The organism is Stenotrophomonas sp. SMYL20, assembly GCF_036320045.1.
In the GTDB taxonomy this organism is placed as follows: domain Bacteria; phylum Pseudomonadota; class Gammaproteobacteria; order Xanthomonadales; family Xanthomonadaceae; genus Stenotrophomonas; species Stenotrophomonas maltophilia_A.
On record NZ_JAWIRT010000007.1, the window covers coordinates 119,757 to 141,976 of the forward strand.

General features: G+C 66.6%; 21 protein-coding genes and 4 tRNA genes. 14 read left to right on the forward strand and 11 right to left on the reverse strand.

Annotated features, from left to right (window positions below; all coding sequences use genetic code 11):
* Window positions 1–64 precede the first annotated feature (64 nt).
* Genes panC through pcnB form a run of 4 tightly spaced genes read right to left on the reverse strand, consistent with a single transcriptional unit; the run spans window position 65 to window position 3,619 of the window.
* A complete protein-coding gene (gene panC, locus V3B48_RS07400; RefSeq protein ID WP_329893452.1) occupies window positions 65–904 on the reverse strand; it encodes a pantoate--beta-alanine ligase in 840 nt (279 codons plus the stop codon).
* Window positions 901–1,716, reverse strand: a complete 816-nt coding sequence (gene panB / locus V3B48_RS07405; protein WP_005416119.1) for a 3-methyl-2-oxobutanoate hydroxymethyltransferase — start codon at window positions 1,714–1,716, stop codon at window positions 901–903. The genes panC and panB overlap by 4 nt, the downstream gene beginning before the upstream one ends.
* Before the next feature lie 34 nt (window positions 1,717–1,750).
* A complete protein-coding gene (folK, locus tag V3B48_RS07410) occupies window positions 1,751–2,236 on the reverse strand; it encodes a 2-amino-4-hydroxy-6-hydroxymethyldihydropteridine diphosphokinase (RefSeq protein ID WP_032128850.1) in 486 nt (161 codons plus the stop codon).
* 3 nt (window positions 2,237–2,239) lie between these two features.
* Window positions 2,240–3,619 (reverse strand): polynucleotide adenylyltransferase PcnB, encoded by a 1,380-nt coding sequence (gene pcnB / locus V3B48_RS07415; protein ID WP_032128849.1) that lies wholly within the window; start codon window positions 3,617–3,619, stop codon window positions 2,240–2,242.
* 52 nt (window positions 3,620–3,671) lie between these two features.
* Here pcnB and V3B48_RS07420 point away from each other — a divergent pair.
* Window positions 3,672–3,746, forward strand: a tRNA-Glu gene (locus V3B48_RS07420).
* Window positions 3,747–4,272: 526 nt separating this feature from the next.
* Here the strand turns inward: V3B48_RS07420 and V3B48_RS07425 are convergent.
* Complete coding sequence (locus V3B48_RS07425) at window positions 4,273–5,697, reverse strand: sugar porter family MFS transporter (RefSeq protein ID WP_049400938.1); 1,425 nt, start codon at window positions 5,695–5,697, stop codon at window positions 4,273–4,275.
* 192 nt (window positions 5,698–5,889) lie between these two features.
* On the opposite strand from V3B48_RS07425, the gene fdxA reads away from it, so the two are divergent.
* The gene (gene fdxA / locus V3B48_RS07430; RefSeq protein ID WP_004153066.1) at window positions 5,890–6,213 is read left to right on the forward strand and encodes a ferredoxin FdxA; all 324 of its coding nucleotides are present in this window, start codon (window positions 5,890–5,892) and stop codon (window positions 6,211–6,213) included.
* 243 nt (window positions 6,214–6,456) lie between these two features.
* On the opposite strand, the gene V3B48_RS07435 is transcribed toward fdxA, so the two are convergent.
* Both V3B48_RS07435 and dapA read right to left on the reverse strand, forming a co-directional pair.
* Window positions 6,457–6,972 carry a hypothetical protein gene (locus V3B48_RS07435; protein ID WP_006432432.1) on the reverse strand — a complete coding sequence of 172 codons (516 nt, stop codon included), beginning with the start codon at window positions 6,970–6,972 and terminating at the stop codon, window positions 6,457–6,459.
* A gap of 32 nt (window positions 6,973–7,004) precedes the next feature.
* A complete protein-coding gene (gene dapA / locus V3B48_RS07440; RefSeq protein ID WP_285302747.1) occupies window positions 7,005–7,898 on the reverse strand; it encodes a 4-hydroxy-tetrahydrodipicolinate synthase in 894 nt (297 codons plus the stop codon).
* A 164-nt stretch (window positions 7,899–8,062) separates the two neighbouring features.
* On the opposite strand from dapA, the gene V3B48_RS07445 reads away from it, so the two are divergent.
* The 10 genes from V3B48_RS07445 (at window position 8,063) to V3B48_RS07490 (ending at window position 13,970) form a co-directional block, all read left to right on the forward strand.
* Window positions 8,063–8,623 carry a glycine cleavage system protein R gene (locus tag V3B48_RS07445; RefSeq protein ID WP_005409051.1) on the forward strand — a complete coding sequence of 187 codons (561 nt, stop codon included), beginning with the start codon at window positions 8,063–8,065 and terminating at the stop codon, window positions 8,621–8,623.
* A gap of 79 nt (window positions 8,624–8,702) precedes the next feature.
* On the forward strand, window positions 8,703–9,182 hold the full coding sequence (locus V3B48_RS07450) for a peroxiredoxin (RefSeq protein ID WP_049445310.1): 480 nt from the start codon (window positions 8,703–8,705) through the stop codon (window positions 9,180–9,182).
* An 84-nt stretch (window positions 9,183–9,266) separates the two neighbouring features.
* A complete protein-coding gene (locus V3B48_RS07455) occupies window positions 9,267–10,667 on the forward strand; it encodes a PhoH family protein (protein ID WP_010484287.1) in 1,401 nt (466 codons plus the stop codon).
* The gene (locus tag V3B48_RS07460) at window positions 10,664–11,170 is read left to right on the forward strand and encodes a hypothetical protein (protein ID WP_285302746.1); all 507 of its coding nucleotides are present in this window, start codon (window positions 10,664–10,666) and stop codon (window positions 11,168–11,170) included. The genes V3B48_RS07455 and V3B48_RS07460 overlap by 4 nt, the downstream gene beginning before the upstream one ends.
* A gap of 12 nt (window positions 11,171–11,182) precedes the next feature.
* A complete protein-coding gene (locus tag V3B48_RS07465) occupies window positions 11,183–11,851 on the forward strand; it encodes a YoaK family protein (protein WP_049463692.1) in 669 nt (222 codons plus the stop codon).
* 64 nt (window positions 11,852–11,915) lie between these two features.
* Window positions 11,916–12,725, forward strand: a complete 810-nt coding sequence (gene thiD, locus V3B48_RS07470) for a bifunctional hydroxymethylpyrimidine kinase/phosphomethylpyrimidine kinase (protein WP_285302745.1) — start codon at window positions 11,916–11,918, stop codon at window positions 12,723–12,725.
* Window positions 12,722–13,648, forward strand: a complete 927-nt coding sequence (locus tag V3B48_RS07475) for an alpha/beta fold hydrolase (protein WP_329893453.1) — start codon at window positions 12,722–12,724, stop codon at window positions 13,646–13,648. The genes thiD and V3B48_RS07475 overlap by 4 nt, the downstream gene beginning before the upstream one ends.
* Window positions 13,639–13,715 (forward strand) — tRNA-Arg (locus V3B48_RS07480). The genes V3B48_RS07475 and V3B48_RS07480 overlap by 10 nt, the downstream gene beginning before the upstream one ends.
* 69 nt (window positions 13,716–13,784) lie before the next feature.
* A tRNA-Arg gene (locus tag V3B48_RS07485) sits at window positions 13,785–13,861 on the forward strand.
* A gap of 32 nt (window positions 13,862–13,893) precedes the next feature.
* Window positions 13,894–13,970 (forward strand) — tRNA-Arg (locus V3B48_RS07490).
* Between the two features lie 765 nt (window positions 13,971–14,735).
* On the opposite strand, the gene V3B48_RS07495 is transcribed toward V3B48_RS07490, so the two are convergent.
* Window positions 14,736–15,656: a LysR family transcriptional regulator gene (locus V3B48_RS07495; protein ID WP_329893454.1), complete on the reverse strand. Its 921-nt coding sequence runs from the start codon at window positions 15,654–15,656 to the stop codon at window positions 14,736–14,738.
* A 141-nt stretch (window positions 15,657–15,797) separates the two neighbouring features.
* Between V3B48_RS07495 and V3B48_RS07500 the strand changes: the two genes are divergently transcribed.
* Window positions 15,798–16,499, forward strand: a complete 702-nt coding sequence (locus tag V3B48_RS07500) for a pirin family protein (RefSeq protein WP_012510689.1) — start codon at window positions 15,798–15,800, stop codon at window positions 16,497–16,499.
* Window positions 16,500–16,614: 115 nt separating this feature from the next.
* On the opposite strand, the gene V3B48_RS07505 is transcribed toward V3B48_RS07500, so the two are convergent.
* Together V3B48_RS07505 and V3B48_RS07510 are read right to left on the reverse strand one after the other, a co-directional pair.
* The gene (locus V3B48_RS07505; protein WP_329893455.1) at window positions 16,615–18,819 is read right to left on the reverse strand and encodes a TonB-dependent siderophore receptor; all 2,205 of its coding nucleotides are present in this window, start codon (window positions 18,817–18,819) and stop codon (window positions 16,615–16,617) included.
* A 147-nt stretch (window positions 18,820–18,966) separates the two neighbouring features.
* Window positions 18,967–19,662 carry an alpha/beta hydrolase gene (locus tag V3B48_RS07510; RefSeq protein WP_329893456.1) on the reverse strand — a complete coding sequence of 232 codons (696 nt, stop codon included), beginning with the start codon at window positions 19,660–19,662 and terminating at the stop codon, window positions 18,967–18,969.
* Window positions 19,663–19,846: 184 nt separating this feature from the next.
* Here V3B48_RS07510 and V3B48_RS07515 point away from each other — a divergent pair, with 184 nt between their 5' ends.
* Window positions 19,847–20,986, forward strand: a complete 1,140-nt coding sequence (locus tag V3B48_RS07515; protein ID WP_049461323.1) for an MFS transporter — start codon at window positions 19,847–19,849, stop codon at window positions 20,984–20,986.
* A gap of 82 nt (window positions 20,987–21,068) precedes the next feature.
* On the opposite strand, the gene V3B48_RS07520 is transcribed toward V3B48_RS07515, so the two are convergent.
* Complete coding sequence (locus V3B48_RS07520; protein ID WP_285302984.1) at window positions 21,069–22,187, reverse strand: alpha/beta fold hydrolase; 1,119 nt, start codon at window positions 22,185–22,187, stop codon at window positions 21,069–21,071.
* Window positions 22,188–22,220: the final 33 nt, after the last annotated feature.

Sequence of the window (22,220 nt, forward strand, 5' to 3'; positions counted from 1 at the left end):
CCGGTCTCCCGTCCGTGGGAAGTCGAGAGGCGCCCGTTGCGGGCGCCCCGGAGCCGCATGCGGCTCAGAACTCCAGGTTGTCGATCAGGCGCGTGCTGCCCAGGCGTGCGGCGATCAGCGCCACGCGGCCACCGCCGTCGAAGGTCGGCTCGGCCAGTTCCGGGGTCCGCAGCACTGCATAGTCGACCTGGAAACCGGCCACCTGCAATGCCGCCGTGGCGTCGGCCTCGATGCGATCACGTGCCTGCCCGGCCACGTAGCCTTCGCGCATGCCCAGCAGGGTGCGGTGGATGCTGGTCGCGACCGGGCGCTGTTCGGCGCTCAGGTACTGGTTGCGCGAACTCTTGGCCAGGCCATCCTCGTCGCGCACGATGTCCGCACCGACGATCTGGATCGGGAACGACAGCTCGGCCACCATCTGGCGGATGACCGCCAGCTGCTGGTAATCCTTGCGGCCGAACACGGCCACATCCGGCTGCACCTGCAGGAACAGGCGCGCCACCACCGTGCACACGCCATCGAAGTGCCCCGGACGGCTGGCGCCTTCCAGCACTTCACTCACGCCCGGCGCGTGCATGCGCGTGGTCTTGTCCACCCCCAGCGGGTACATCACCTCGACGCTGGGCAGCCACACCGCATCGCAGCCGGCCTGCTCCAGCCCGGCCACGTCGGCCTCGGGCGTGCGCGGGTAGCGGCTGAAATCCTCGTTCGGCCCGAACTGGGTCGGGTTGACGAAGATGCTCGCCACCACCTTGTCGGCGTACTGGCGGGCCAGGGTCACCAGCGAATGGTGACCTCCATGCAGGTTGCCCATGGTCGGCACCAGCGCCACCCGCAGGCCCTCGCGCTTCCACTGGGCGATCTGCCCGCGCAGTGCGCCGAGCTCGTTGAAGGTCTGGATCATTGGGCGTAGGCGTGCTGTTCGTCGGGGAAGCTGCCGTCGCGCACCGCGTCGGCATAGGCGCGGGTGGCACCGGCCACCGAACCGCCTTCGGCAAGGAAATCCTTGACGAACTTGGGACGGCGATGACCACTGTCCAGGCCGAGGAAATCATGCAGCACCAGCACCTGGCCATCGCACTGCGGGCCTGCGCCAATGCCGATGGTCGGCACATCCACCGCAGCGGTCACTTCGGCGGCGACCGGAGTCGGCACGCATTCGAGCACCATGATGCTGGCGCCGGCAGCGGCCACAGCCTTGGCATCTTCCACCAGCTGGCGCGCGGCATCGCCACGACCCTGGATCTTGAAGCCGCCCAGTCGCAGCACCGACTGCGGGGTCAGGCCCAGATGCGCGCAGACCGGAATCTCGCGCTCCACCAGGTAGCGGATGATGTCGACCTTGAAGCCGGCACCTTCGATCTTGACCATCTCGGCGCCCGCCTGCAGCAGCTGCAACGAGGCATCCAGCGCGCGCTCCGGGGTGGCATCGGCGCCGAACGGCAGGTCGGCCACCAGCAACGCACGCTGCAGCACGCGGGCCACGGCGCGGGTGTGGTAGACCATGTCGGCCACGGTCACCGGCAAGGTCGAATCATGGCCCTGCACGACCATGCCCAGCGAATCGCCGATCAGGATCAGGTCGACGCCGTTGGCATCGAAAGTGCGGGCGAAGCCGGCGTCGTAGGCGGTCAACATGACCAGCTTCTGGCCATTGCGCTTGGCCTCGGCCAGGGCGGGAACGGTCCAGGGCTTGCTGTCTGCGTGGGTGCTCATGTGCTGATAACCGGGGGAGATAACCCGGGCATTATCACCCTATCGGCGCAATCCCGCAGGCATCCACCCGCATCACTGCATCCCGCACGCGGCCATGGCCGGGAATGGCCAGATCCGGCGCGATTTCGGCCAGCGGCACCAACACGAAGGCACGCTCGTGCAGGTAAGGATGCGGCACCTGCAGACCAGGCTGGTCGAGCACCTGCGCGCCATACAGCAGCAGGTCCAGGTCCAGCGCGCGCGGGCCCCAGTGCACCGCCGGATCGCGTACGCGACCAAAACGCTGCTCCAGCGCCAGCATCGCCTGCAGTAGCGTATCGGCGGGCAGCGTGGTCTCGACCGCAGCCACCGCGTTGACGAACGGCGGCTGGTCTTCATTGCCCCAGGCCGGCGTGGCGTACAGCCTTGAGGCTTGGCGCAGGCGGGTATCGGGCAGGCCGTCGAGCGCGGCAATCGCCGCGCCGACGGTGACGGCCGCGTCGCCAAGGTTGGCGCCGAGGCCGATCCAGGCAAGGGTCATCGTTTACTCGCCAGCCGCACCGGCCGGGGCACCCGGACGACGGCGGCGACGGCGGCGCTTGCGCGGTGCCCCGCTCTCGTCATCCCCCTCTTCGCTGTGCATCACGTCCAGCGACGATTCCAGCTCGCGACCGGACTGCGCCTGCGCCTCACGCCAGAACTCGACATCGGCGGCGTGCTCGGCCGAGGCCACCTGGCGCAGGCTGAGGAAGTCGAACGCAGCGCGGAAGCGCGGATGGGTCAGGGTACGGAACACGCGCTTGCGCTGGCGCGAGCTGAAGCGCGACTGCAGCAGCCAGATTTCCTGCATCGGCAGCGAGAAGCGGCGCGGCAGCGCGATGGTGCTCAGCTGCTGCACCGTGACGCGATCGGCGGCACGGCGCTGTGCCTCTTCCGGTGCCACGCCTTGCTTGAGCAGGGTTGCCTGGGCGCGGCAGAACGCCGGCCACAGCAGCAGCGCAAACAGGAACGCGGGCGAGACTGGTTCATCGTTGGCCACGCGGGCATCGGTGTTGGCCAGGCCCTCCACCAGCATGCGGCGCAGCGCGCCGGTGCGGTTGGACTTCAGCGCCTTGGCGCTCTCCGGGAACAGCACGTCCAGCAGGCCGTAACGTTCGAGGCCTTCGAAGCTGGCCACGCCGTGCCCGGACAGGAACAGTTTGAGCACTTCTTCGAACAGGCGCGCCGGTGCGGCTTCGTTGAGCAGGCCCGCCAGGTGCGGGATCGGCGCGGCGGTGCCCTCTTCGATCTGGAAGCCGAGTTTGGCCGCCAGGCGCACCGCACGCAGCATGCGCACCGGATCTTCGCGATAACGCTGCTCGGGGTCGCCGATCAGCTTCATCAGGCGCGCCTGGACGTCCTCGAAGCCGCCGGTGTAATCACGCACCGAGAAGTCCTCGATGGCGTAGTACAGGGCGTTGCAGGTGAAGTCGCGGCGGATGGCGTCGTCTTCGATGGTGCCGTACACGTTGTCGCGCACGAGCATGCCGTTTTCCATCTCGCGGTCGCCGCTGCCGTCATCGCTGTTGGCACGGAACGTGGCGACTTCGATGATCTCGCGGCCGAACACGACGTGGGCGAGGCGGAACCGGCGACCGATCAGGCGGCAGTTGCGGAACAACTGCTTGACCTGCTCGGGCGTGGCGTCGGTGGCCACGTCGAAATCCTTGGGTTGGCCATTGACCAGCAGATCGCGCACCGCGCCGCCGACAAGGTAGGCGCCGAAGCCGGCATCGCGCAGGCGATAAAGCACGCGCAGGGCGTTCGGGCTGATGTCCTTGCGGGAGATCGTGTGCTGGTCGCGCGGGATGACGCGCAGGCTGAACGGTGATGTAGCAGAGGAAATGATGTTGGCGCTTCCGGTTGAAGTTTCGGGATTGCCCAATGGCATCGAGGTGCATATACTAGCGCTCCTGCCTCGGCAGCGACACAGTTACGCTCCCTTCGTCTAGTGGTTAGGACGTGGCCCTCTCAAGGCTAAAACAGGGGTTCGAGTCCCCTAGGGAGCGCCAGTCGCCGCAGCAGGAACCGAAAAAGCCCGCCTTTGTGCGGGCTTTTCTGTTTTCCGGGGTTTGCATTGGCATCGGTCGGCCTGGTCGCAGTAGCGCCTTCCTGTTCCTGCGTGGGAGGGGGCGGGCCATCCTGGCCTGGATACGCAAAAGCCCATCCATGGTGCTCGATGGCGCCTTGCTCGCGTGCGCTGTCCTGCGCACACGGCAAGACCGGGGTTGGGCTCCTGCCCAACCCGTCGGGCGCATGCGCCCAACCCATGGCGCCAACGGTCCCGCCCTGAGTGACCCCACCGGCTCTGGACGGTTTCCCGCGACCCTCGGCAACAACCGACCAGCGCTTCGCCGCGTCCGCACGCACCATGAAACTGTCAGGAGGGGGCAGACCGCCCTCTCCAGGACCGTTGGCGCCATGGATGGCGCCATCGAGCACCATGGACGGGCTTTTGCGTGTCTTGGAGAGGGTGGCCTGCCCCCTCAAACTCGGGACAACCAGGCGCCAACAGGATGCAACCGAAGCCGGGCAGCGTCAGCCTTCCATCTGCTCCAGCTCCTTGCCCTTGGTCTCGCGCACGCAGCGGACCACGAAGAAGATCGAGAGGATCGCAACGACAGCGTAGATGCCGTAGGCCCCGGCCAGGCCGATGCCGGCCAGCAGCATCGGGAAGGTCACGGTGATCGCGAAGTTCGAGGTCCACTGCGCCGCACCGGCAACGGCCAACGCCGGGCCGCGGATCTGGTTCGGGAACATTTCGCCCAGCATCACCCACATCACCGGGCCCCAGGACATGTTGAAGAACACCACGTAGACGTTGGCCGCAACCAGCGCCAGCCGGCCCATGCCGTCGGACAGCTGCAGGCGACCATCGGCCAGGCTGCCACTGGCGAAGGCGACCACCATCAGCACCAGCGCCACCGACATCCCAACCGAGCCGATCCACAGCAGCGGCTTGCGCCCGATGCGGTCGATCAACAGCACCGTCAGCAGGCAGGCGCCGATGCTCAGCGCGCCGGACAGCACGTTGATCAGCAGCGCGTCGCTTTCCGAGAAGCCCACCGCCTGCCACAGCACCGCGCCGTAATAGAACACCACGTTGATGCCGACCAGCTGCTGGAACATGGCCAGGCCAATGCCTACCCAGAGGATCGGGCGCAGCTTGCCGGTGACCGTGTCGCGCAGGTCGCTGAAGCGCGGCTTGTGCTGATCCTGGGCCAAGCTGGCTTCGATCTCGGCCTGCTTGGTCGCCGCTGCCGCCTCGCCGTACAGCCGCGACAGTACCGCCCTCGCCTGCTGCTGACGCCCCTTCAGGACCAGGAAGCGCGGGCTTTCCGGAATCACCAGCAACAACAGCAGGAACAGCCCGGACGGCAGCGCCTGCATCCAAAACATCCAGCGCCAGGCCTCATGGCCCAGCCATAGCGGCTCGGTTGACGCCCCAGCAGCTCGGGCCAGCAGGTAATTGCTGAGGAAGGCGGCGAACAGGCCGCAGATGATCGCCATCTGCTGCACCGTGGCCAAACGCCCGCGATAGCGCGCCGAGGCCACCTCGGCAATGTAGGCCGGCGACATCACGCTGGCCGCGCCCACCGCGAAGCCGCCGAGCACCCGTGCGGCGATGAACAGCCAGGAAGCGTGAGCGGCACCGGCGCCCAGCGCCGAGACCAGGAACATCAGTGCCGAGGCAATCAGCACGCCACGACGGCCCAGGCGATCCCCCAGCCAGCCGGCCAGGAAGGCACCGATCGCGCAGCCCAGCAGCATCGAGGCGACTTCGAAACCGAGCGCCGCCTCGCTGGAGTTGAAGGCCTGGCGCAGGCCGTCGACCGTGCCATTGATGACACCACTGTCGAAGCCGAACAGGAATCCACCCAGCGTGGCCACGCAGCTGATCAGGACGATGAATGCAGTGTTCTCACCACCATGGGAGGCGATGTTGGGCTGGGCTGGGGACATGAACGATCCTGCTGGGAAGGGGTCCGGCCATCCAACGCAGCCGGCTGACCCGCAGCGTCGCACAGGCCTCACCCTGCCGCCAACGACCACCACGGCCGCGCCTGCCAGACGCCTGATTTCCGCCCCGCGCCGACACCGGGGGCCAACCTGTTCTAGAATTGGCGGGTTCAGGAATCGATCCACCCCCAGCCCATGCCCTTTGTCGTCACCGAAAACTGCATCAAGTGCAAACACACCGATTGCGTGGAAGTATGCCCCGTGGATTGCTTCCACGAAGGCCCGAACTTCCTGGTGATCGACCCGGATGAGTGCATCGACTGCACCCTCTGCGAACCGGAATGCCCGGTCAACGCGATCTTCCCGGAGGACGATGTTCCTGCCGGCCAGGAGAGCTTCGTCGCCCTCAACGCCGAGCTGGCGAAGGAGTGGCCGGTACTGACCGTGCGCAAGGACCCGCCCGCCGACGCCGGCGAATGGGACGGCAAGCCGGACAAGCTGAAGCTGCTGGAGCGCTGAGAAGCGCCTCTTGCCGCAACGAAAAGGGCGCCTATGGCGCCCTTTTTCGTTGCTCGGCAGATAGCATCCGCGCGATCCGATAGATGCCAACCGCAAGATCCGATAGGTGCCAACCGCAGGATCCGGTAGCTGCCAACCGCAGGATCCGGTAGGTGCCAACCTTGGTTGGCACAGAAGCGCCGACCAAGGTCGGCCTCTACCCGGGCACGTGCGGACCTGGGCCCGCACCCACCCGACCGGCCCTTACTGGGCCAGCTTTGCCTTGAGCGCGGCGATCAGCTTCACCGGCGCTTCTGCAGTGGCCGGCAGGCCACGCGGGTCGACCGCGGAGATGTAGGCGCCGGCATCGACGGCGACCACGCGGACCAGGAAGTTGCTGCCTTCGTAGGCCACGTCATACGAGCCCAGCAGCTGCGCGCGGCTGGCGATGGTCACGCCTTCCACGCCTTCCAGCGCGGTGCCGACCTTGGCGAAAGCCTCGTCCTTGCCGCCGGCGATGGTGAAACCGGTGTTGCCCACGGCCGGGGCCGCAGCCACCGGGGCCGCCGGCTTGGTCGCCGAGGCAAGGGTCGGCACCTTGTTGTCACTGGTGGCGTTGGGCAGGTTCAGGTCCGGCGGCACTTCCAGCGGACGCATTTCCGGGGCCAGGGCGTAGTCGCCCTTGACGCCACGCTTGAAGCAGCCGGTGGTGCCGGCGGCAACGGCCACCGCAAGCAGGGCGTAGGACAGCACGCGGACGGTGGATACGGATTGACGCATGTGAATCTCCTGGGTCAGACCAAGACGGAAGGTCAGTGGCTGGAAAGGGCTTCGAGGGCGGCGATGTCGCCGGCAAGATGATCGGCCGCCGGATGGTGCGCCGCCGACAGCGGCAGCAGCGGCAGGCGCAGGTCGTGACCGATGCCGATACGGCGCAGCAGCGCCTTGACCGGAATCGGGTTCGGCTCAACGCCGCAGAAATCATGGAACGGCTGCAGGCGCGCATCCCAGGACCCGGTGGCTTCGTGGTCGTGGGCGGCAGCCAGCTCGCACATCCGGCGGTAGGCGCCGGGCAGCACGTTGGAGCCGACCGAGATCAGGCCATCGATACCGGCCTGGATCGAGCGCGCCGCCGTACCGTCGTCGCCACTGAACACGGCAAACTGCGGGCTGCGCAGGGCGAGCAGCGCCTGCACCCGGCCGGTGTCACCCACCGCCTCCTTGATGCCGACGATGTTGGGATGGCTGGCCAGTTCGGCCACGGTATCCGGCTGCATGTCGCACCCGGTACGGCCGGGCACGTTGTACAGCACGACCGGCAGCCCGCCCTGGTCGGCAACCGCGCGGTAGTGGGCGATCAGGCCAGCCTGGGTCGGCCGCACGTACGGCGGGGTGACCACCAGCGCGTGGCTGGCGCCAAGCGCGGCGGCACGGCGGGTCTGTTCGATGGTCTTGGCGGTGCCCGACAGGCCGGTACCGGCCATGACCGGGATGCGGCCGCCGATGCGCTCGACCGCGCTGGCCAGCAGCAGGTCGTACTCGGCATCGGTGAGGGTCGCTGCTTCACCGGTCGAGCCGGCTACGACAACGCCATGGACGCCACCTTCCAGTTGCAGGTGCAGCAGGCGCTGCCAACCGTCGGGATCGAGGGCGCCGTCGGCCCGGAACGGGGTCGCCAGCGCGGTGATGAGGCCGGAAAGGGACAAGGACGTGCTGCTCTTGGCTGGAAAGGGAAAACGCCCGCCACGAAAGGCCGGGGGCGACCTGAATGTTACTTGCGGCGCGAAAGCACGGGCAAGTATGCTGGACACCGGTGGATCCCCGCCTCTGGCGGGCATTCAGACTAACGCATGCATTACCCGGAATCGCCTTGACCGACACCACCCCGCGCCCCGCGCCGAGCGAAAACCACCTCCTGATCAACGCCTACACGACGCATCCGGAGTCCCCCCTGCTGTCCGTCACCCGCCGCATTGCCGACAGCGGCTGCAATCTGGTGGACGCACGCCTGGCCACGGTCGGCCGCGATGTCTCGGTCACCGCCCTGGCCACCGGCTCCTGGGACTCGGTGGCCAAGCTGGAAGCGATGCTGACCCGGCTGGAGCGCGAAGAGGGCCTGAAGCTGGTCTGGTACCGCACTGCCGCCAAGCAGGCGCAGTCCAACCTGCTGCCGTACATCGTCGAAGTGATCGCCGCCGACAAGCCGGGCATCCTGTTCCAGCTGGCCGATTTCTTCGACCGCCAGGGCATCACCATCGAGAACCTGCAGAGCACGCGCTACCGCGCCATGCAGACCGGTGCGGAGATGTTCAGCGCGCAGGTCACCATCGGCGTGCCGGCCAACATGCACATCGCCGCGCTGCGCGACGACTTCCTTGAATTCTGCGACCACCTGAACCTGGACGCGATCATGGACCCGATGAAATTCTGATTCTTCGCGCGCCTCTCACGGGCGCGTGGCGTTTCATGCAATTGTCGTAGAAAGAACCCAGGCTCGACAGAAGGACCTCATGAACAACGGCGATACCCTGGACAGCACCACCCTCTCCCTGCCGCTGGCGCTGTCCGGTGGCGAACAGGCCACTCTCGGCGACTACGCCGGCCACTGGCTGGTGCTGTACTTCTATCCCAAGGACAGCACCCCCGGCTGCACCACCGAAGGCATCGACTTCAACGCACTGCTGCCGAAATTCAAGAAGGCAGGCGCGGTGGTACTCGGTGTCTCACGCGACTCGGTGAAGTCGCACGACAACTTCTGTGCCAAGCAGGGCTTCAACTTCCCGTTGGTCAGCGATGGCGACGAAGCGCTGTGCAGCGCCTTCGACGTGATCAAGATGAAGAACATGTACGGCAAGCAGGTACGTGGCATCGAACGCAGCACCTTCCTGATTTCCCCCGACAGCCGCATCGTGCAGTCCTGGCGCAAGGTCAAGGTTGCCGGCCATGCCGATGCCGTTCTCGCCGAACTGAAGGCCTCCCAGTCCAAGTGAGTCCCACTGCCTACTGTGTCTGCCATCACCCTGCCCCGCAGCAGGCCGTGGTGGTTTTTCCCTGTCCGTAACCAGGAATCGACGATGACCCGAGGCAAGCGCATCTACGTGCTGGATACCAACGTGCTGATGCACGATCCCACCGCGCTGTTCAAATTCGAGGAGCACGACGTCTACCTGCCCATGCAGGTGATCGAGGAGCTGGACAACGGCAAGAAGGGCACCTCCGAAGCGAGCCGCAACGCCCGCCAGGTGAGCCGCTTCCTCAACGAGCTGGTGCAGGAATCCGGCCTGGACAACCTGGCCGACGGCATTCCGCTGCAGCGACCCAATGGCCTGCAGCTGCGCGGCAAGCAGAGCGCCGGCAAGCTGCGCTTCCAGACCAGCCATTTCGACGCCGGCAAGAGCTTCGGCAAGGTCATCCCGGACAACGCCATCCTCGGCGCGATCCTGGCACTGAAGGAAGAAACCCCGGACCTGCCGGTGGTGTTCGTTTCCAAGGACATCAACCTGCGGATCAAGGCCGCGATCGCCGGCATCGTGTCCGAGGACTACGAGAACGACCGCGCGCTGGACGATTTCAGCCTGCTCTACACCGGCGCCACCGAGCTGCCGGAAGACTTCTGGAAGCGCCACGGCGATGACCTGCGCAGCTGGAGCGACAAGGGCCGCACGCATTACGAAATCCTGGCGCAGGATGGCGAGGAGTGGTACCCGAACCAGTACGTCTACCTGCCTGGCGAAGATGAAGTCGAGCTGCGCGTCAGCCGCGTGGTCGGCGACGGCAAGGTGGTGCTGTCGCTGGTCGATGATTTCCGCCACGGCAGCCACGCCGTGTGGGGAATCAGTGCACGCAACCGCGAGCAGAACTTCGCGCTCAACGCACTGATGGATCCGGAGATCGACTTCGTCACGCTGCTGGGTACCGCCGGCACCGGCAAGACCCTGCTGGCGCTGGCCGCCGGCCTGGCGCAGACGATGGACCAGCAGCGCTACCGCGAGATCATCATGACCCGCGCCACGGTCAGCGTCGGCGAGGACATCGGCTTCCTGCCCGGCACCGAGGAAGAGAAGATGACGCCGTGGATGGGTGCACTGACCGACAACCTGGAAGTGCTCACGCACAACCAGGAAGGCGGCACCTGGGGACGCCAGGCGACCAACGACCTGCTCGCCAGCCGCATCAAGATCCGCTCGATGAACTTCATGCGCGGCCGCACATTCCTGTCGCGCTACCTGATCCTGGACGAGGCGCAGAACCTCACCCCCAAGCAGATGAAGACGCTGATCACCCGTGCCGGCCCCGGCACCAAGATCGTCTGCCTGGGCAACGTCGAGCAGATCGACACCCCGTACCTGACCGAGACCACCTCGGGCCTGACCTACGCGGTGGATCGCTTCAAAAACTGGCCGCATAGTGCGCACATCACCCTGCGCCGAGGCGAACGCTCGCGCCTGGCCGATTACGCTTCGGAGGTGTTGTGAACCGCTGCACCCGCCTGCTGCTGCCCACGGCTGCGATCGCCCTCGCAGCCGCCCTGGGTGCCTGCACCACCACGCTCGGCCCGGCCAGCGTGCCGACCGCCGAGCGTACCGGCCAATCCTGGGTGGTCACCCGCCCGATCATCGCCGCGCAGGTGCTCGATACCTGCTCGCGCCCCAGTCCCGGCCGCGAGGCCGGGCGGGTCAGTGGTTACTGGGCGCCCAGCCGGCAGCAGATCGACCAGCTGGAAGCGCAGCTGTCGTCGCTGGAATCACAGGTACCGAAGGTGCTGGACTTCGACCGCCAGTACGTCGGCATCGAAAGCGCCGGCAAGCGTCTGATCTACATCAACGCCTTCCATCTGCCCGACGACAGCGGCATCAACCCGGCACGGGAAGCGATCCGCGTCTGTGACGGCGGCACGCAGTTCTGGGGCGCGGTATTCGACCCGGCCAGCAACACCTTCAGCGAGCTGCAGTTCAACGGCGGCTTCGGCGGGCCCTGAGGGGCCCCGCCGATGGGAATACGCCTGCCCACCTGGGTCTGGATCGGCGCGGTCGCGCTCTCGTGCGTTGCCGGCATGGTCAACGTGGTCGGCTTCCTCGGTTTCGAGCACCAGGCGGTCAGCCACATGACCGGCAGCACCAGCCAGCTGGGCATGGCGCTGGCCCAGGGTGACTGGCGCGCGGTCGGCCACCTGTGGGGATTGCTGATCGCGTTTTCGCTGGGCGCGATGCTCAGCGGCCTGCTGATCCAGGACAGCGCATTGCAGCTGGGCCGCCGCTACGGTGTCGCGCTGGCGCTGGAATCGGCACTGCTGCTGGTGGCCATTCCGCTGTTCGAACAGCATCAGATCTGGGGTGCACTGGCCGCCGCCATGGCCTGCGGCCTGCAGAATGCGATGGCGACCACCTTCAGTGGCGCGGTGGTGCGCACCACCCACCTCAGCGGCATGTTCACCGACCTCGGCATCGGCCTGGGCCACCTGCTGCGCGGACTGCCGCTGCAGGTACGGCGGCTGACCCTCAGCGGCCTGATCATCAGCGGCTTCCTCGCCGGCGGCATCCTCGGCGCCTGGTTGTTCATGCGCTGGCAATACGACGCCCTGCTCGCCCCCGCCCTGCTGACCGGCCTGACCGGGCTGGGTTATGTGGTGTACCAGCAGTGGGCGCGTTGGCGGCATTGAATCAAGGACATCCACGCATGGCGTGGATCTACCTTCCCCTGCGGGACCACGGCACAATCAACTGATGAGCCCGACCACTCCCGTTTCCGCCCTCACCATCGCCGGCTCCGACTCCGGCGGTGGCGCCGGTGTCCCTGCCGATCTCAAGGCCTTCGCCGCGCACCGCGTGCATGGCCTGGCCGTGTTCGCCGCGCTGACTGCACAGAACACCCGTGGCGTCACCGCCGTGCATGTGCCACCGATCGCATTCCTGCAGGCGCAGATCGAAGCCTGCTTCGATGACTTCGATATCCATGCCGTGAAACTCGGCATGCTGGCCAACGCCGAGGTGATCCATGCCGTCGCCGACGCACTGGAAAAGCATCGCCCGCCGCACGTGGTGCTGGACCCGGTGATGGTCGCCACCAGCGGCGCGCGCCTGCTGGAGGAAAGTGCGCTCAAGGCCATGCGCGAACGCCTGCTGCCGTTGGCGACGCTGGTTACGCCCAATACCCCGGAAGCAGAACTCCTGATCGGCCGGAAGATCGCCAACGGCGATGACGCCGAACAGGCTGCCTCTGCCCTGCTCGAGCTCGGTGCCGGTGCGGTGCTGCTGAAAGGCGGCCACCTGCAGGAAGGCAACCGCGTGATCGATCGCTACTTCGACGGCGTCAGCAGCGAAGAATTCATCCACGCCCGCCTGCCGCTGGACGCACATGGCACAGGCTGCACGCTCGCCTCGGCCATCGCCGCGCAGCTGTGCAATGGCCTGAGCCTGGCCAATGCCTGCGAAGCCGGCATCGACTACGTTGCGCGCGGCCTGCAGCAGGGCTACGCGCCTGGCCGCAGCGAGGTGCTGGTACTCGATCACTTCGGCGCGGCACCGCACGCATGAGTCTCGCACCGGACGTCGTTGCCGTGCAGTGCACTGATGGCCATCGCTACGAAGTGATCGCCTGCGTGCCTGCACAGTCCATCGCGCGCCTGCTGTGGCTGCCAGCGCTGGGCGTGGCCGCGCGTCACTACCTGCCACTGGCATTGGCGCTGGCGGCGAAGGGCGTGGCGGTCTACCTGCATGAGTGGCGCGGCAACGGCAGCAGCTCACTGCGCCCGTCGCGCACGCAGGACTGGGGCTATCGCGAGGTACTCGAACAGGATCTGCCGGCCAGCCAGGCCGTCCTGGCCGCAGCCGATGACGCCACCGACGCCCTGCCCTGGATCATCGGTGGACACAGTCTGGGCGGGCAGCTGGCCTGCGTGCATGCCGGCCGCAACCCGCAGCACTTCAACCGGCTGTGGCTGGCCGCCAGCGGCTCACCGTTCTGGCGCGGCTTCCCGCCACCGCGTGGCTGGCTGCTGCCACTGGTCTATCGTTTCCTGCCGTGGATCGCGCAACGCCAGGGCGTGCTGCATGGTCGGCGCCTCGGCTTCGGTGGCACCGAAGCGCGCGGGCTGATCGCCGACTGGGCGCGCGTTGGCCTGAACAACCACTACGCCGCGGCCGGCATGAACGAAGACCTCGATGCGCAGATGGCGCGCGTGCATGGCAGCGCACAGGCCGTATTGATGGAGCACGACTGGTTGGCACCGACCGGATCGATGCAGACGCTGCTGGCGAAGCTGCCGAATGTGGACGCGCAGCTGCGCGTGCTGTCCGCGCAGGATCTGGGCACGCGCGCCGATCATTTCGCGTGGCTGAAGGCGCCGGAGGCCGTAGCTGACAGCTTTTTCATTCAGTTGGATGAAAATTTTCACAAAACTGTTGACGGTACGCGCCGACATCCGCATAATTCCGCTCCTGTCGCAGGGCGCCCGTAGCTCAGTTGGATAGAGTACCTGGCTACGAACCAGGCGGTCGGGAGTTCGAATCTCTCCGGGCGCACCACTCGACAGGTTTTCAGCATCCGCCGCTGGAAATGCAGTAAAATTAAGCAGTAAGTTGATTGTGTACCGCGCGCCCGTAGCTCAGTTGGATAGAGTACCTGGCTACGAACCAGGCGGTCGGGAGTTCGAATCTCTCCGGGCGCACCATACACAGTCAGCACAACAAGTTTATGTAATTGGCGCCCGTAGCTCAGTTGGATAGAGTACCTGGCTACGAACCAGGCGGTCGGGAGTTCGAATCTCTCCGGGCGCACCATTACACCGAAACAGCAGGCCTCGGCCTGCTGTTTTTTTATGTGTGTTTTTCGGCAGGGCTGCGCCCTGCACCCCTGGTAGTGCCGGCCGCTGGCCGGCAACCTCAACAGCAAAAGCAAAAGCAAAAGCTGGCATTCCGTGGGTTGGCGGGGCGACATGGACAGGCAGGACACGCCGTAAACCCATCCATGGGGGCTCGATGGCGGCATCCATGCCGCCAACGGTCCTGCCTGCCCATGCCGCCCCACCTCTGACAGATTTCCGCGATCTGGTAGATCCACGCCATGCGTGGATGACTCCATCGAGTCGACACATCTGTCAGATATCGAATGAATTCATCCACGCATGGCGTGGATCTACCGTGTCGACCAAGGTCGACACCTACCAGAGCAGCACGCCGTTCCGACAGATCGCGGAAAACTGTCGAAGGCGGGGTGGGTCCGATTGCGGGGGCGTGAGCCGCATGGGCCCGAGGCATGCCTCGGGCGGGTTGGGCAGGACGCCCAACCCGGGTCTTGCCGTGTACGCAGGACTGCGCACACGAGCAAGCGGCGACCGAGCTTACATGGGTGAGGGCGCTTTGCTTGCGAAGCATTGCTTCGCAAGCGCCCGAACGCCCAGCCGCCAGCGGCTGGGCCGGGCCCCGGAGGGGGACTTGCAGCGGCCCCCGCAACCGGACCCACCCCGCCTCCCCACAGGAAACCAGCTTCTGCTGTTGCTGTTGCTCCAGCTCGTAGCGGGTGCAGGACGCAGCCCTGCCGTACCCCTACCCCCTGGCCATTGACTGCCACCACTGTGACAGCAGCTCCGGCCTGCGCAGGCGCTCTCGCCACCAGCGCAGTGCGGCGCCATCCTCGCCGGTGCGCCAAGCCAGCCAGAAGGTCTCTTCCGGCTTGTGCTCCTCCACCTCGCGGATCACCAGCTGGCCACGCGCCACCGCCGCACGCGCGCAGGGCTCGGGCAGGAAACCGAAGCCCACGCCTTCGCACTGCAGCTTCAGCTTGCTGGCCATGTCCGGCACCGTCAGCATCTCCTGCCCCATCAACAGGCCGACCGTGCGCGGCAGCAGCCGTCGCGCCGAATCGGAGACCGCGATCGCGCAGTGTTCGACCAGCTGTTCGCGTCCGAGCACGCCCGGCACTGCGGCCAACGGATGATCGGGGGCGACCGCGAACACGAACTCCACCGTACCCAGCGGCTCGACCACGAAACCGCCGCCGCTGGGACCCTCGCCCGGCGCACCGACCAGCAGGTCGGCACGGCGGTCCAGCAAGGCCTCCCAGGTACCGGACAGGGCCTCGCCGATCAATCGCAGCCGGGTCGGTGCCTCGGCCTCACGAAATGCGGCGATGTCCGGGCCGAGCAGCCAGGTCGGGAACACCGAGTCCACCGCCAGGGTCAGTTCGGTCTCCCAGCCCGATGCCACCCGGCGCACCCGCAGTTCCAGCTCCCGGGCTGCGCGCAGCAGGTGGCGGCCCTCGTCCAGCAGGGCGCGGCCAGCCTCGGTCGGCTCGGCGCGCGGGCCGACCCGGTCGAACAGCTGTACACCCAGGTCCTCCTCCAGCTTGGCCACGGTGTAGGAGATGGTCGAAGGCACTTTGTGCAGGGCCTTGCCGGCGCCGGCGAACGAGCCGCGGCGGTCGATGGCGTCCAGGATCTGCAGGGCATCGAGGCTGAGCTTGAGCATTCGAATTTTTCGATGATGACTGTCAAAACTATCCGTTTTTCAAACCCCGGGTGCAAGCGGATACTTCACTCCAACGGGGAAACACAGCGGCTACCAGCCCACCCCGCCCCATCGAAACCATCGAACAAAGGAGATTCCATCATGCTGCAGATCCGCAAGAGCGCTACCCGTGGCTTGGCCGAGCATGGCTGGCTGTCCTCGCGCCATACCTTCTCCTTCGCCAACTACTACGACCCCCGCTACGTCAGCTTCGGCCCGCTGCGGGTGATCAACGAAGACAAGGTGATCGGCGGCCAGGGCTTCGGCACCCACAGCCACAGCAACATGGAGATCGTTTCCTATGTGCTGGGCGGCGCGCTGGAGCACAAGGACTCGATGGGCACCGGTTCGGTGCTGCGTTACGGCGACGTGCAGCGCATGAGTGCCGGTAGCGGTGTCAGCCACAGCGAGTTCAATCACTCCGCCGACGAGACCGTGCACTTCCTGCAGATCTGGATCTTCCCGGACGCGGAGAACATTACTCCGTCGTACGAAGAGACCCACTTCGCACCGGAAACCAAGCGCGGCCAGCTGCGCCTGATCGCTTCGCCGGACGGTGCCGATGGTTCGCTGCGCATCCACCAGGATGCCCGCATCTTCGCCACCATCCTCGATGGCGGCCAGAAGCTGCACCACGCCCTCGGCAACGGTCGTGGCGCCTATGTGCAGGTGGCCCGAGGCCAGCTGCAGGTCAATGGCATCACCCTGGAAGCCGGTGATGCGCTGCAGGTCAGCGACGAAGCGCAGCTGACCTTGGAGAACGGCAACGACGCCGAAGTGCTGGTGTTCGACCTGCCGCTGTAATGACAACGCCAGCGATGCCGAAAAGCATCGCGGGCGTATTTGTAGAGCCGAGCCATGCTCGGCTGCGGTTTGACAGCCAGCCGAGCGCGGGCTCGGCTCTACAGCACCACCGGCGTCAGAACTTGTACGTCATCGCCAACCGCACATTGCGCGGCTCACCCCAGGTGTAGGTGCTGTACCAGCTGAAGATCGTGTAGTAACGCTTGTCCAGCAGGTTGTTGACGTTGAGCGTGGCCGACAGGCGATCGTTGAATTCATAGCGCGCCATCGCATCCAGCAGCCAATAAGGCTGGGTGCGATGCACCACCTTGGCCTGCGTGGCCGGGTTGGTGATCTCGCCGAAAGTGGAATCCTGCCAGCGCGCGCCACCGCCCAGCGTCAGCCCCTTCCAGTCGCCACGCAGGCGGTAGCTGGTGTGCAGGCTGAACTGGTTTTCCGGCTCCAGTGTGGTCACCTTGCCACCGGCCTGGCGCGCGATCTTGTGCGAGAACCCACCCTGCACCTGCCAGCCCTCGGCCAGCTGGCCCGACATTTCCAGCTCGTAACCCTTGGTACGCACCCCCATCAGGGCGCGATAGGCATCCTGCCCGTCCGGTGTCTTGCCACCAGTGGGCTGGGCGAAGTTGTCCTGGTCGAGCTGGAACAGCGCCGCACTGGCGTTGAAGCGCCCATCGAGGAACTCGGCCTTCAGGCCCATCTCGTAGCTGCGGCCTTCCAGCGGATCCAGTGCCTTGCCCTGCTCGTCGCGTTCGCTGTGCGGTTTGAAGATGGTGCTGTAGCTGGCGTACACCGAATAGTGCTCACCGAGGTCGTAGACCACACCGGCATACGGCACGAACACGCCGGTCTCGCGCGTGTCCGGCGAGCGGTAGCTGGCCAGGCGACTGCCCACGATCACCTTCAGTGGATCGGCCACGTCGAAACGGCCGACCACATACAGGCCGTTCTCACGCGTCACTTCGTTGTTGCTGTAGCTGCGCTGCCACTCCGGCTCGGGAATGTCGCCATTCCAGGTTCTGTAGTCCGGCACGGTATCCGGGAACCCCGCCTGCGGGCCGTAGCCGGTATTGGTCCAGCGCTTGCGCGAGGCGCTGCCACCGACCACCAGCTCATGCTCCCGCCCGAGCAGGCCGAAATGACCGCTCACATAGAAGTCGGCAGCATTGCTGACGGTCTTGCCAACGTACTTGCCGAGCCACAGGCTGACGCCCTCGCCGGTCAACGGATCGGGATTGCCGGCGGCGGCGCCGGCCAGTGCGGCGTCATAGCCGTTGACCTGGTGGTTGAGCTGCAGCTTGGCCACCCAGTCGTTGGCGAAGGTGTGCTCGAGCGTGGCGAAGCCGGTGCGCACATACTGGCGCCAGCCACTCCAGCGGGTGCCGTTGTTGAACGAACGCGGCATGTCATTGAAGTTGCCGGCACTGTCCAGAAGAGGGATGCCACCCCAGGTCGAGCCCTTCGGGTCGCTGTCCATCGTATCCCCACCCACGGTCAGCAGGGTGCGCTCGCCCAGATCGGCTTCCAGCACCGCGTAGCCCACCTTGCTGGTGCGCTGGTAGAAGTCGAGATTGGAATGCTTGTCCTGCCAGGCGCCCACCGCACGACCGCGCACGCGTCCATCGGCGGTCAACGGGCCGCCAACATCGATCTCGGCACGATAGTCATCCCAGCGGCCGACACCCAGCGTGGCACTGCCGGCGAACTCCTTGCCCGGCTTCTTGCGCACCAGGTTGATGGTCGCGCCCGGATCGCCCATGCCGGTCAGCAGGCCGGTCGCGCCCTTGAGCACTTCGATGCGGTCATAGATCGCGGTATCGCTGAGCGTGTTGCCCGCCGAATAGGCCGAGTCACGCGACATCGGGATGCCGTCGTACTGGAAGTTCTGCACGGCAAATCCACGTGCGTAGTACTCGGTGCGCTCGCTGTCGTAGGTGACGATGCTGATGCCCGGGGTCACCCGCATCACGTCATCGATGCCGTTCAGGCCAAAGTCGTCCATCTGAGCGCGGGTAATGACGCTGATGGTCTGCGGGGTCTGCCGCGGGGTCAGCACCAGGCGGGTGGCGGTGGCGATGGTGCCCGGCGTGTAGGCGCCGCTGCCTTCGGTGATGGTGCCGAGCTGGTTGGCGGTGACCTGTACGGTCTGCAGGGTCTGCGAGGCCGGGGCCTCGGCGGCCTTGTCCGGCTCGGCGGCGGACTGCGCGGCTGCGATGCCGCTGCTGGCCAGTGCGGTGATCAGCAGGCCCTGGGCAAGCGCCTGCGGCAACGCACGGCGACGCGGCAAGGGGGACGGAATACGGGCATCAGGCACAGACAGCACGGCGGGACCTCCACGATCGGGTGGGATCCTCTGGCGGCGGCTGGAGGGAAGACGGGGACGCGGCCGGATGGCCGCAGGCGCAGGAGTGTACTCCCCTGCGCCCCGGCTGTCGTGCGATGTGCTGTGGTGCGGCGCGCTGCCGCAGGCTCAGCCGCCGATGGCGGCGCAGGCCTCCAGGATCAGCGCGGTCACCTCCTTCGGCTGCGAGGCCAACGAGGCATGGCTGGCATCCAGCTCCAGCAGTCGCTTGGGCTGCATGCGCGTGGCCATGGCCCTCTGGTTTTCCGGCGCGATCATGCGGTCGTGGCGGGACAGCTGGTACCAGCTCGGCTTGTGCTTCCACGCCGGGTCGCTGATCACATCGCCGAATGTGCTGGCCAGCGGCGCCTTCTGGGTCACCGCCATCACCCGGCCCTCGTCTTCGCTCAGATCCTGGCAGAAGCTCTCATGGAACTTGTCCGCACGCAGCCACAGGTAGCCATCGCTGTCCGGCGCAAGGTTCGGCGCCGCCTCCGGCAGGTGCTGCTGGGTGATGCCACCGGGGCTCTCGCCGGCATCAGGCGCGAAAGCGGCGATGTAGACCAGGCCCTTCACGTTGTCCTCGTTGCCGGCCTGGCTGATCACCGCGCCGCCATAGGAGTGGCCGACCAGCAGCACCGGCCCGTCGATCTGCCGGATCATTTTCCGGGTGCGGCCGGCATCGTCGGCCAGCGAGGTGAGTGGCAGTTCCACCGCCTGCACGCGGTCATGGCCGTTGCGATGCAGCTCCAGGATCACTTTGGCCCAGTGTGCGGCCCCGCCCCAGAAGCCGTGGACGAGGAGGATGGTGGGTGTCGTGCTCATGTACGGATCTCCGGCAGCGGGCGGCGGAATGCCGACCGTGCAGCCACTGTCCGTGGGCGACGTTAATCGCCAGTGACGCGATCGGGTCACTGCAATCGTATGCGTCGCCCGATGTCACGCATGGCACTTGCCGAGCCGTCCTGAAAACGTTTTCATTAACACCCCCTGGAGCTTCGCACCGCGCATGACGCCTTCATCCCCACGTGCCCAGCAGCACGCCACCCGCGCTGCCTTCTTCATTCCCGGATTCGCCACCGCCGCCTGGGCACCGATGGTGCCCTACGCCAAGGCCAAGGCCGGGCTGTCCGACGCCAGCCTCGGCGCAGTGCTGCTCTGCCTCGGGCTCGGCTCACTGCTGGCGATGCCACTGGCAGGTGCGCTGACCGGGCGGCTGGGATGCCGCCGGGTGATGGTGATCACCTGCGCGATGATGCTGTGCGCCCTGCCCTTGCTGGTGCTGGCGCCCTCTCCGGTAGCGCTGGGCGCGGCCCTGTTCGTGTTCGGCGCCGGCGTCGGTGCACTGGATTGTGCGATGAACATGCAGGCGGTCGCGGTCGAGCGCGACGCCGGGCGCGCGATGATGTCCGGATTCCATGCCTTCTACAGCATCGGCGGCTTCGTCGGTGCCGGCTGCATGACCGGCATGCTGATCCTGGGTACGCCGCTGTGGCTGGCCGCGTTGGTTTCGGTGGCCGCTCTGCTGCTGGTGGCAGTGCTGTCGGCACCGCACTGGCGCCCACAACGGATCCTGCATGAAGGCCCCCTGCTGGCACTGCCGCATGGCGTGGTGCTGTTCATCGGCGTGCTGGCCTTCGTGGTGTTCCTCGCCGAGGGCTCGATGCTGGACTGGAGCGCGGTGTTCCTCGCCGAAGTGCGGCAGGTGCCACGTGACCAGGCCGGTGCCGGCTTTGCACTGTTCACCCTGGCGATGACCGCGATGCGCCTGTTCGGCGACGGCATCGTCGAGCGCCTCGGCCGGACCCGCACCCTGGTCTTCGGCGGCATCACCGCTGCTGCGGGTTTCACCCTGGCGACGCTGGTGCCATCGTTCCCGGTGGCGCTGGCCGGCTACGTACTGGTCGGGCTGGGCTGCGCCAACATCGTGCCGGCGCTGTTCTCGATGGCGGGCCAACAGCGGGTGATGCCGGAGAGCATCGCCATCACCGCGGTCACCACGCTGGGCTACGCTGGCATCCTCGCCGGACCGGCAGCGATCGGCGCACTCGCACACGCTACCAGCCTCGGCTTCGCCTTCCTGTGCGTGGCCGCGCTGCTGCTGGGCGTCGCGGCGTCTGCGCGCTCGCTGGCAAGACGGGTGGCCTGACAGAAAAAAGGGGACGGAGGGGATTAAGTCGTTTCTGGCCCAGCTGTGCGGGAAACGACTTAATCCCCTCCGTCCCCTTTTCTCAGCTGCGTGTCAGCCACTCGGCCTGGGCCGGCAGCTGGGGCGCCGGGCAAGCACTCTGCGGATGGTGCTCGTCGCGCGCCATCCAGTCATCGACCACGCCCGCCAGCAGGTCCAGTCGCAGCGGCAGGGTGATGTGGTCCTCGCCGCGCATCTCGATGTAGTGCGCGCGCGGATTGGCCTGCGCCAGTTCGCGGCCCTGGCTGACCGGAATGTGCTGGTCGCCCTGGCCGTGCAGCAGCAGTACGCAGGCGCGGGTATCGGCCAGCGCGCGCGCTACATCCACGCGGTCCAGATCGACGTCGATGCGGCGGCTGGCGGCGGCGATCACCTGGTTGATGTCCTGGCCGCCGTAGCGCCAGCGCGCGTACGACGCCACCGCCTGCGCCTTCAGGCCTTCCGGCTGCAGTCCCATCAGGTGCGGGATCATCGTGCGGATCGCCACACCGGCATTGGCGAACGATTCCATCGCCACCACGCCTTCCACCTGGTCGCCCAGCTTGTCGGCGGTGAACACCGCTGTGGCGGCGCCATAGGACACGCCGAACAGGTACAGCGGGCCGTTTACTTCACCACGTGCACGCAGCTCGCCGATTACATCCACCACATCGTCGGATTCATAGGTGCCGTATCCGGACGGACCTGCACCGGACTGCCCATGGTTGCGCAGGTCCAGCGTGATCACGCGATAGCCGGATTCGGCCAGCTGCAGCGACCACGGCAGCATCGAATCGCCGTTCATCATCCAACCGTGCAGCAGCACCACGGTGCCGCGCGGGGCCTGCGCGCGGAACGGTTGCGGTACTGCCAGGCTCAGGCCGGTATCCAGCGGCAGGCCGTTCTCGTGGCGCTGCGGCAGGTAGTGATAACGCGCGCCGTAGTCGCCGGGATCGAATACACGCCAGAAGATCGGCACGCCATCGCGGCCCGGCGCGAAGCCATGGCGGTTGGGCAGTTCGGCGATGGCCGCAGCGATGCGCGGGCGATCGAGCAGGGTCGATACACCACCTGGCGCGATCAGCCTGTCGGCGAGCGAGGTGGACGAGGCATTGATGGAGGAGGAGCATGCAGCCAGCCACAGGCCGGCGCACGCCAGCAACAACAGCAGCAGGCGCTTCATGGGCAATCGGGGAAAAGGTGCGACAGCGTGGCA